The following is a 10,457-nucleotide window of genomic DNA, read 5'->3' on the forward strand; positions in this document are numbered from 1 at the left end:
TTTATGAAAAGACAGTTACAAATTATTTTCTTCTTTTCTATGATCAGTTTAGGCTTCGTAAATGCTCAAACTATAGAAAAAGACTGGAAAATTGAGAGTTCTCCAACTACATCGCTAGACTTTGATGAGCTTAACCTCCAGAGCGGAGTTTTTCAATACAGCTTTAGAGACAGTATTTCCGCTAAGGGAAACTACCTTCTACAAAATAAATTATTACTCTTTTTTTACGATCAGCCACAAGACAGCATTCGTAAATTTAAGATTTCTACACTCACAGATTCTACGCTTACCTTAATCGAAAATGAGAAAGAAATACAGCTTTCTCAAGTAAATTCTGTAGCCAAAGAAACCTTGTTACTTCCTACGAAGAACATTATAAAAAGTAAAGGCTTCACCTTTCAAAGTTTTTGGCGCGGAGCCTTAGGGATGTTCTCTCTATTAGTGATCGCATTCTTACTAAGCAGCAACCGTAAAGCCATTAATTGGAAAACAGTTGGTGTTGGTCTTGGTGCTCAACTTCTCTTAGCTTATGGAGTCTTAAGAGTTTATTGGGTACAAGTAGCTTTTGAATTTGTAGGAAAAATATTCGTGAAAATATTAGATTTTACCGCCGCGGGTAGTGAGTTTTTACTTGGCGGAATGATGGATGTAGAAAGCTTTGGCTTTATATTCTTATTTCAAGTATTACCTACCGTTATTTTCTTTTCCGCATTAACCTCTATACTCTTTTATTTGGGAGTCATTCAAGTGGTTGTTAAGGGGCTGGCTTGGGTGCTTACCAAGTTGATGGGCATCTCTGGGGCAGAAAGCTTAAGTGTGGCTGGAAATATTTTCTTAGGACAAACTGAAGCTCCATTAATGATTAAAGCTTACTTAGAGCGAATGACCAAATCTGAAATTCTTTTGGTGATGGTTGGCGGTATGGCTACGGTAGCTGGTGGGGTTTTAGCAGCCTACATTGGTTTCTTAGGTGGCGATGATCCTGTTGTTCGATTAGAGTTTGCGAAACATTTATTGGCAGCATCTGTCATGGCTGCACCTGGTGCTATTATCATATCTAAAATATTATACCCTCAGCAGGAAAAAATCAATACAAGTGTAGAAGTTTCAGAGGAGAAAATTGGAACTAATATCCTAGATGCTATCGCTAATGGAACTACCGAAGGTCTTAAACTAGCTGCTAATGTTGGAGCTATGCTTCTTGTGTTTGTAGCGCTTATTGCTATGATTAATTATGGTTTTGCTAAAATTGGAGATTGGACTCACCTTAACGGATTTTTAGCCGCAAACACCCCCTACCAAAGTTTTTCTATTGAAGCCATTCTAGGAACTGTTTTCGCTCCTCTTATGTGGTTAGTAGGTGTGGCCACCGAAGATATGATGCTTATGGGGCAACTCTTAGGAATTAAACTTGCAGCAAGCGAATTTGTAGGTTACATTCAATTAGCTGAATTAAAAGATCCTGCAACAGCATTAAGCCTTACTTATGAGAAATCAATAATCATGGCGACCTATATGTTATGCGGATTTGCCAATTTTGCTTCTATTGGGATTCAATTAGGAGGTATTGGCTCTTTAGCACCAGGACAACGTAAAACACTTTCTAAATTTGGTTTAAAAGCTGTGATTGGAGGAACGTTAGCTTCATTACTTTCAGCCACTATCGCAGGGATGATTATTGGGTAAAACAAATACTTTACGCTTTCGGGGAATAGTTTTCTGTTGTCTTATAGATCTAAGTAAACCAAAGTTCTGCATTCATTTCCATCCCGAATGACTCAAATCAAGAGAATTTGTATTGATAAGAACAGTCAACTCCTCTCCATTGAAATTTAAAAGGTTAACTTGATGCCTCCAGTAGCACAAATTACATAAAAAAATATCTATAGAATAAAAAAAGCACTTGTGAAAAACAAGCGCTTTTTTTTTAGTTATATGTCCTTGTTAAGGTAGTTCATTGTATCCCATATTCCAAAGCGTAAAACCATAAATATCGGCGTATTGATCAATGGTTTTACTTACCGGAGTCCCAGCACCATGACCTGCGTTGGTTTCCACACGAATTAACACAGGGTTACTTCCTGCTTGTTTGGCTTGCAGTTCTGCCGCAAACTTAAAACTGTGCGCTGGCACTACTCGGTCATCATGATCTCCCGTCGTCACTAAGGTGGCTGGATATTCAATTCCTGCTTTTACATTATGAACCGGAGAATACTTATAAAGGTACTCAAACATTTCTTTAGAGTCTTCGGCTGTACCATAATCATAGGCCCAACCTGCACCCGAGGTAAAAGTATGGTAGCGTAACATATCTAGAACACCTACTGCAGGTAAAGCTACTTTCATAAGCTCTGGACGCTGAACCATGGTTGCCCCTACTAGCAATCCTCCATTAGAGCCTCCACGTATAGCTAAGTAATCACTAGAAGTGTATTTCTTATCGATTAAATATTCCGCAGCAGCGATAAAATCGTCGAACACATTTTGCTTTTTAGTTTTGATTCCGCCATCGTGCCATTCTTTTCCGTATTCTCCACCCCCGCGAAGATTGGCTACTGCATAAATACCGCCTTGCTCCATCCATACGGCATTGGTGATGCTAAAAGAGGGAGTCAGACTTATATTGAATCCGCCATACGCATACAGAATGGTAGGGTTTTTCCCGTTGAGCTCTACTCCTTTTTTGTAAGTAATCATCATAGGAACTTGAGTCCCGTCTTTTGAGGTATAAAATACCTGCTTACTTTCGTAGTCAGCTGAATTGAAATCTATTTGAGGCTGACGAAATAATTCTGAAGTCCCTGCCTCAATATCATACTTATAAATACTCCCTGGGGTTACATAGTTGGTAAATGAGAAATATAATTCTTTCTCTTCTTTCTTCGTTCCAAAACCTCCAATACTACCCAAACCTGGAAGCTGTACCTCTCTAACTAGATTCCCTTCATAATCGTATTGTTTTACGGCTGAAACCGCATCTTCCATATATTCTGTAAAGAAATAACCTCCGCCTGTAGACGGACTCAATACATGTTCCGTTTCTGGGATAAAATCTACCCAATTTTCAGGTTGAGGTTGCGATGCATCAACGCTGACAATCTTTTTATTCGGAGCATTTTTATTGGTGACTATAAAGAGTTTGCTCCCTTTATTTTCAATCACGTAGGTATCGGTATCGGTATTTCCAATAATCGTAACAAGCTCACTATTAGGCTGAGATAAATCTTTTAAGAAGAGTTTATTTCCCGAGGTAGAGGTACTCGCTCTAATAATCAAATAGCGGTTATCTTCGGTTACACTTCCTCCTACATATCTATGTTTTTCTTTTGGTGTACCCCCATAAATAAGATGATCTTCTTTTTGCGGAGTTCCTAATTTGTGGTAAAATAGTTTATGTTGATCTGTTTTTGCTGAAAGCTCACTCCCCTTAGGCTTATCATAGCTAGAATAATAAAAGCCTTCATTACCTTTCCAAGACATGCCGCTAAACTTCACATCTACTAAGGTATCTTCTACGATCTCTTTAGTCTCCACATTCATCACCATTACTTTTCTCCAATCGCTTCCGCCTTCAGAAATAGAATATGCCATAGTTTTACCATCTTCAGAAAAACTCATACCTCCTAAAGAAGTTGTCCCGTCTTCACTAAATTGATTGGGATCTAAAAATACACTTGCCGTAGCAGGATCTTCCCCTGTTTTATAACGATAGATGACATATTGATTTTGTAAGCCGTCATTTTTACTGAAATAGGTATAATCACCTTCCTTATAAGGAGCACCTACTTTTTCATAATTCCACAATGCTGAAAGTCGGTTTTTTAAGGTATCTCGATAAGGGATTTTACTTAAATAATCGAAGGTTACCTCATTTTCTGCTTTTACCCAAGCTTCAGTTTCTTCACTTCGATCATCTTCTAACCAACGGTAAGGATCTTTTACTTCGGTCCCAAAATAAGTATTTACCGTATCTACTTTTTTTGTTTCAGGGTAGGTTAATGCCATGTCTTTCTCTGCGGTTTCTTGATTTTCTTTTGAATCATTACAAGCGATAAATGCCAATGCAATGAATGGAAATAAAATTTTTTTCATAATGGGTTCGTATTGAAGGATTTCAAAGATAATTATGTTTATTTACTTCTTCTAGCTTTTTTGAAATCTTTATGGCGAGTTTTTGTTTTATTAGCAGTTAGCAGTTAGCAGTTAGCAGTTAGCAGTTAGCAGTTAGCAGTTAGCAGTTAGCAGTTAGCAGTTAGCAGAAAAATAGGAGCTCTGGATTAAACAGTCATAGTTTTTTGTTTTTTAACACTTTGAATTCCTCTTTTAAGCAGATTTCTCAGTCCTCCGTCCATCGAAATGACAAAATTGTTGGAATAACAATCGCTTACTGTCATATTGAGCGTAGCGCAGTGGAGTCGAAGTATCTTTAACTTAGAAAATCTAAATATTCTTTTTAAGGAAAAATCCCTTCTTTTTACTCACTCACTTTGTTATTGCTTAAGTATTCTAGAAACTTCTTCTTCTTTCCCATTGCCGAAAAGAAGCAAACGTGCAGGAGTCTAGACTGATTTTCCTGAACTTGAAATGTAAGCTACCGGGAGTTGATTTGGTTGCGTTACCAAGATTTGGTATATTTGAGTAAATATACAATCAGAATGGGAAAAAACACATCAATATCACTCGGTAATCATTTTGAAGATTTTATTAAAGAAGAAGTAAACTCTGGAAGATATGGTTCGGTTAGCGAAGTGATTCGTTCCGCATTACGTTTGTTAGAACGTGAAGAAAAAAAAGAAAGAGAACTGATTAAGGCTCTCAAAATAGGTGAAGATAGTGGATTTGTGGAAAATTTTGATCCAAAACAAAATCTGACTGAGCTACATAACAAACACTTATGAGTAAAAATAAGTACCGCATAAGTGAACAAGCGATTGAGGATTTAAATAAAATTTGGATTTATACTTTCCATAAATGGTCAAAGGAGCAAGCGGATAGATATTACGATTTAATAATAGCAGAAATTGAATTTATTGCGAACAACGATCTGATTGGAAAATCTGCAGAGCAAACTCGAAAAAACTATCGAATGTCGAGAATCAAATCCCATCTGATTTTTTACCGAAAAGTGGATAATGAAATTGTGGAAATCGTTAGAATTTTACATCAGAGAATGGATATTAAAAAACAACTGAAATAAAAAGCTGAAGAAAAGAACTCAACCTTCTTACCAAGTCGGTTACAAACAGTTTTTCATTTTCTAGCCCTCGCTGCTTCCTTGATTTTCAATATACTTTTAGAAAGCATTCGGCGTCTTGAAGGAGGTACTTAGAAGTACTTCTCGATACTATTTTTAACACTATCGAAATAACAAAATTGTCGGAATGACAATCGCTCCCTGTCATATTGAGCGGAACGCTGTGAAGTCGAAATATCTTTGAATTAAAACTCTAACTCCATTTTAAACAGATTTCTCAGTCCTTTGTCCATCGAAATGACAGACATAAAAGAACCTGTAATGCAGAACGAAACGCAGTTAAGGGAAGCATCTCTTTAATTAACACTCTGAATTCCTGTTGATGCAGATTTCTCAGTCCTTCGTCCATCGAAATGACAAGTAACCTGAGCCAGAACAAAACGCAATGGAGTAAAGGATTTTTATTTTAAAACAATTATAACGAATTCAAAAATCACTGTCATACTGAGTATAGCACAGCGGAGTCGAAGTATCTTTAAATTAGAAAATCTAAATATTCTTTTTAAGGAAAAATCCCTTCATTTTACTCACTCACTTTGTTATTGCCTAAGTATTCTAGAAACTTCTTCTTCTTTTCCATTGCCGAAAAGACCTCTTCGATAGAAGATGCACGAACTCCAATAAAATAGCAATGCGTGAGCTAAACAAAAAGTCTAGACTGATTTTCCTGAACTTGAAAATCAGCTAAAAAGCTTTATCCTGCGGATAGCAAACCGCTTCGCTAGGCTATCCTCCCATCCAACGTTAAGCTTTTTTCTTGATTTTACTACGCTCAGGAATTGTAGGTCATGTCTCTTTAAATAATAAATCAAATATTCTTAGAAAGCATTTAACACATTGAAATTACAGACACAAAATAATCTGTCATGCAGAGCGCAGCGCAGTGGAGAGAAGCATCTTTCTCTTTAATATCTTAAACTTCTTTTTAAACAGATTTCTCAGTCCTTCGTCCATCGAAATGACAAACAAAAAGAACCTGTCATATTGAGCGCAGTGCAGCGAAGTCGAAATATCTTTTTCCATAACAATCTGAATCCCTATTTAAACAGATTTCTCAGTCGTGCCTTCTTCGGAATGACAATCACTTCCTGTCATATTGAGCGCAACGCAGTGGAGTCGAAATATCTTTTTCAATAACAATCTGAATCCCTATTGGAGCAGATTTCTCAGTCGTGCCTTCTTCGAAATGACAAGTTTGAGATTTGCATCCCAATCTAGATATAGACCAACGCAATGAAATGGAATAAGATTTTTTTCATAGTTAGTTCGTATTGAAGAATTTAAAAGATTATTATATTTGTTTACGTATGCTAGCTTTTTGAAATCTTCATCACCTTTTATGGTATAATTACTTTAAAATTTTAACTATCCGCTTTACCATTTTGAATTATATAAAAAAGACTGCCTATTTCTAGACAGTCTTACACTACACTTCAATCTGCAATAGACCTACTCCTCTTTATCTAAATAAGCTTTAATTAAAAAACTAACGATAAAGCTAACCATCGCGCCAATCGCTGCCAAAGCAATGGTTCTCATCACTTCTTGAGAATCGAGTACAGGAATTACGCTTAACAAAGTACCTCCCGCAGTTCCTCCTAAGGTTAGGTTAAAGGGTTTCATCTTCTCGTTTGTTCTTTTCTTGAACCGTTACCTGACTTACCCCACTTAGAACCCCTCCAGCTACGGCTAGGTAACCCCCAAAACTAGTTACCAGAGCAGGTAAGCTTACAGGCGCTGTTACAATGGCACCCCCTACTGCTGCCAAGGTAAGGCCGATATTCCTCAATATCCGAAACAGTTTTGGGGTGGGAGCTTTCGCTCTTTCTATAATTTTCATATTCTTTGTTTTTTTAAGAATTAATAATTAATTGTACCTTCTCTTTTCGTTGAAAAGCTGGATACACCAACTGTTTCAATTGCTGAAAAGCCAATCTAGATTCCAATCCCCTACCGGGCCCTGTTAGCCTTTTTACTGGCGCTATACAACCTCGCAATTCTGTTAGTGCATGGTTGGCAGGATGAAACAAGATCAAATCCCGTTGTGCAACCTCTAGCACGTGTAGGTGCCATTTAAAGCGCGGACTAAATCTCAATTTCAAACGATAAGTCCCTTCCGGAATACATGATTGGGAACGTTGATTATTCCGCCAAGGAAGTTCGATGGTATGGCATAGCTGCTTTCCGTTAATAAAGAGTGTCCCATTACAGCCATCTGGGTAATAACTCCGTTTTAACACCAAATCCATTTTAAACCTGATCGACAAGCACGACGGCTAGTGCGTTATAACTACCGTTCTTGAGCGGATACATCTCGGCGTTGACTTCCTGAAAAAACTCCACCCCCATCACTCCCACTATGGGTAATGTGCTTGCTGGGTTGAGATTTGCCGTTAAGGTACTCGCTGGTTGTTCACTAGTATCGTGAGGAAGAATAGCACTTTGCTCCATCGAAAAATTAAAGCTTCGCTCTTCAAAATCTAACTCTACGCCCCCTAAACTCAAACGATAATGCGTCGTACCTTGAGGTGCCGCTATTCTTACTGCAGCCTGATAACTATCAATTTGCAAACTAAGATCGCCTGTGGTACGGTCTAAAGCACTTACAAAAGGGGTAAAGAAAGTGGAACCTAATTTACCGTTCTCATTAAAATCAAAGTCGTGAAGAAAACGCATATTGCCATCTTGCACCTTGCGTTCTCCACGAGCATTGCCCGCATCGGTTTTCACTACACTTAAGAGCACACGTGTTAAACGTCCTACACAACGTTTATCTTTAGCATTTTGCAGCAATACCTGTAAGGCATTACGCACTAATTTTCCTGCTTTTCCTGCCGTAGAAAATTCAGCATTATTTTCTCGAGTACGTTGAAACGCCGGATCGCTAGCAATCCGTTTGGCGCTTACCCCTCCTTTTTCGCGGGCTAAATAGCCGTCGCTAGTCTTGTAAAAAGAAATCCCCCCTAGAGTTCCTTTTAATTTGATAATCCCTGATTGTTGGGCCATAATAAAAAATTTAAAAAGTGAATTCATTAGAATGATTAAAGGTTCATCCTTTCAAACCCCATAAATCTCGATGCATCGTATAAAAGATCTATAAGTCAAAGATGAAGGCTAATCTTCTTTTTAATTCACAAGTGGGGTACGAATGGGGTGTTTTTTTAACATTTAAGGCTCGAGTTTTATACCCTGCAATGTGGAATAAAATCGAGAGGCAAAAGCAGGATAGTATTACCTCCGATGAGCAAAGAATGAGTATGAGCAAGGTAAAACCAATTAAAGCTTAGAAATTAGTTGTTTTTATCCACAGTAAATGCCTACAAACCCAAAAAGGCTTGTAGAAAAATCTATGAATGGCTAGTAGCGACTTGTCTCCGACGAGTGAGGTACGAAAGAGAGGAAGACATTTGTAGGAAACTAGCTTTAATTGCTGTGTGTAATAAGTTACTAAAACAGGCTTTTGCTATTGCAAAATTAGGACTAGTATAGGATAATTCTTACGGAAGTACGTTAGCTAAAAATCAGTGAGTTTTTACTTGTTTTTTTACCAAAGTACTTTGTTGGTATTCGTTGTTTTTCAGTTTGTAGTATAGAAGAAGTTTGCTGTACTTCGAAAAACCCTATTTATTCACGCATCCACATAGCTGGCCAATTATACTCTTTGGAAATGGCTCTTACTATTTCGTGAATTATTTGAAATCCGTTGTCCGAATTTGTCATAATTACAACTCCACGCCCAGTATCAGCAAAAGATACCGCATAACAAACAAAACCAGCGTTTCCTCCTGTGTGCCTAAAACGAAAGGCTTTTCCTTTTCCGTCTATTCCAATTCCTATTCCGCCAGCATTTGGAACTCGTGTCATCATTGTTTTTGCCGATTTTTGTTTTAATAAACTATTATCTTCTCCTCGGTATGATTTTCCCAATGCTATCATAAAATGAGCTAAATCTGTTGGATTACTCCAAAGTCCAGCTGCTGCTTTTTCGGGATAGATGTGATAACCACCGTCAATAATTTTCCCTTTTTCATCATAGCCATAGGCTATTAACTTACGTAGTTTTTCTGGAAGTGGATAAGAGAAGGAACTGTTATTCATTCCAGTTGGATTAAGAACTAAATCTTTTAATAATTGAGGAAATTCTTTTCCACTTACATCTTCCATTAACATTTGTAATACTTCCATTCCACCACCTGAATAGAATTCGGATTCTCCGGGTTTTTGAAATACACGTACAGGTTCGGAATTAGTTGTTTTACTGCCTTGTAATATTTCTATTAACGTTGGTATTGAATCTTTTTTGTTATATCCTTGAAAACCTGATGTACTCAACCCTGATGTATGGCTCATTATTCTACTTGGTGTCACTTTTTCTTTTTTTGTAAATCCATTATTGGGTACTTGCCACCTTTTTAGTTTTGAGTTGACATCGTCATTAAGAGAAAATTTGTCTTCCTCTATCAATTTAAACGCTGCTACACTTGCAATTGGTTTAGAAATTGATGCGGCTTGGAAAATTGTATTTTCATTTACATCTTCTTCTGTTTCTTTATTTTTCTTGCCATAACCCTTTGACCAAAGAATTTCATTATTATCAAAAACAGCAATACTTAACCCTGGTACATTTAGTGCTTTCATTCTTGATTGAATAGTAGTTACTAAAGAATCGCTTTTACCATTTTCTTCTATTGTGTAGATATTATTTTCAATTCTCTCCTGAATGGATATTTCGTTATCATTTGAGGAATCAACATTTCCTTTTTTCTTATTTGATTGACAAGATGTTATTAGAATAACTATTGCAATTAAGCATAAGCTCATTCTATTCATAATATGATTATTTTGATTGATTGCTATTTTAAAGAAGACGATGATTTTTATTGAATGTTGCAATTTCCTAATTAATGCCAACTTGATTGTATAAGATTAGTTGCGTGTTTTAAGCATTAAATCTAGCAAATAAATCACAGATAGAAAGTCTGTGAGGACTTTCGTAAGTAGGCGAGAACCAGCAATTAATTTTATACGTCTTAAGCTTGATTCTTATTAATTTTAAACTATAAATTAGAAAGAACCGAGAGAATTAAGGTTATGATATACGGTGAAGCGTTAGACTTCGACAACAGTGCTCATCCCCTCTCTTTAACTACTTCAATCACGTTCAGTTGTGTGAGGCTAGACCTCGTTTTCAAAGCCTGTACTG

Annotated in this window: 9 protein-coding genes; 3 read left to right on the forward strand and 6 right to left on the reverse strand. The window is 37.0% G+C overall.

What is annotated here, in order from left to right; translation table 11 throughout:
• Nucleotides 1-3: 3 nt before the first annotated feature.
• Entirely contained in the window at nucleotides 4-1,686 is a 1,683-nt protein-coding gene (locus tag FT986_RS12230) for a NupC/NupG family nucleoside CNT transporter (protein WP_147865292.1), read from the forward strand.
• Nucleotides 1,687-1,944: 258 nt separating this feature from the next.
• On the opposite strand, the gene FT986_RS12235 is transcribed toward FT986_RS12230, so the two are convergent.
• Entirely contained in the window at nucleotides 1,945-4,092 is a 2,148-nt protein-coding gene (locus tag FT986_RS12235; RefSeq protein ID WP_147865293.1) for a prolyl oligopeptidase family protein, read from the reverse strand.
• A 563-nt stretch (nucleotides 4,093-4,655) separates the two neighbouring features.
• Here FT986_RS12235 and FT986_RS12240 point away from each other — a divergent pair.
• Nucleotides 4,656-4,898 carry a type II toxin-antitoxin system ParD family antitoxin gene (locus tag FT986_RS12240; protein ID WP_147865294.1) on the forward strand — a complete coding sequence of 81 codons (243 nt, stop codon included), beginning with the start codon at nucleotides 4,656-4,658 and terminating at the stop codon, nucleotides 4,896-4,898.
• Complete coding sequence (locus tag FT986_RS12245; RefSeq protein ID WP_147865295.1) at nucleotides 4,895-5,197, forward strand: type II toxin-antitoxin system RelE/ParE family toxin; 303 nt, start codon at nucleotides 4,895-4,897, stop codon at nucleotides 5,195-5,197. Before FT986_RS12240 ends, FT986_RS12245 begins: the two co-directional genes overlap by 4 nt.
• Before the next feature lie 1,506 nt (nucleotides 5,198-6,703).
• Here the strand turns inward: FT986_RS12245 and FT986_RS15990 are convergent.
• The 5 genes from FT986_RS15990 to FT986_RS12265 form a co-directional block, all read right to left on the reverse strand.
• A complete protein-coding gene (locus tag FT986_RS15990; RefSeq protein ID WP_187248629.1) occupies nucleotides 6,704-6,877 on the reverse strand; it encodes a hypothetical protein in 174 nt (57 codons plus the stop codon).
• On the reverse strand, nucleotides 6,864-7,094 hold the full coding sequence (locus FT986_RS12250) for a hypothetical protein (RefSeq protein ID WP_147865296.1): 231 nt from the start codon (nucleotides 7,092-7,094) through the stop codon (nucleotides 6,864-6,866). Before FT986_RS12250 ends, FT986_RS15990 begins: the two co-directional genes overlap by 14 nt.
• 13 nt (nucleotides 7,095-7,107) lie before the next feature.
• Nucleotides 7,108-7,503: a DUF5675 family protein gene (locus tag FT986_RS12255; RefSeq protein ID WP_147865297.1), complete on the reverse strand. Its 396-nt coding sequence runs from the start codon at nucleotides 7,501-7,503 to the stop codon at nucleotides 7,108-7,110.
• Nucleotide 7,504: 1 nt separating this feature from the next.
• Entirely contained in the window at nucleotides 7,505-8,287 is a 783-nt protein-coding gene (locus FT986_RS12260) for a hypothetical protein (protein ID WP_370451179.1), read from the reverse strand.
• 591 nt (nucleotides 8,288-8,878) lie between these two features.
• Nucleotides 8,879-10,084, reverse strand: coding sequence for a serine hydrolase (locus FT986_RS12265; RefSeq protein ID WP_147865298.1), 1,206 nt, complete (start codon nucleotides 10,082-10,084; stop codon nucleotides 8,879-8,881).
• Nucleotides 10,085-10,457 lie beyond the last annotated feature (373 nt).

The sequence above is a fragment of the Mesonia sp. K4-1 genome, from assembly GCF_008017825.1.
In the GTDB taxonomy this organism is placed as follows: Bacteria; Bacteroidota; Bacteroidia; order Flavobacteriales; family Flavobacteriaceae; genus Mesonia.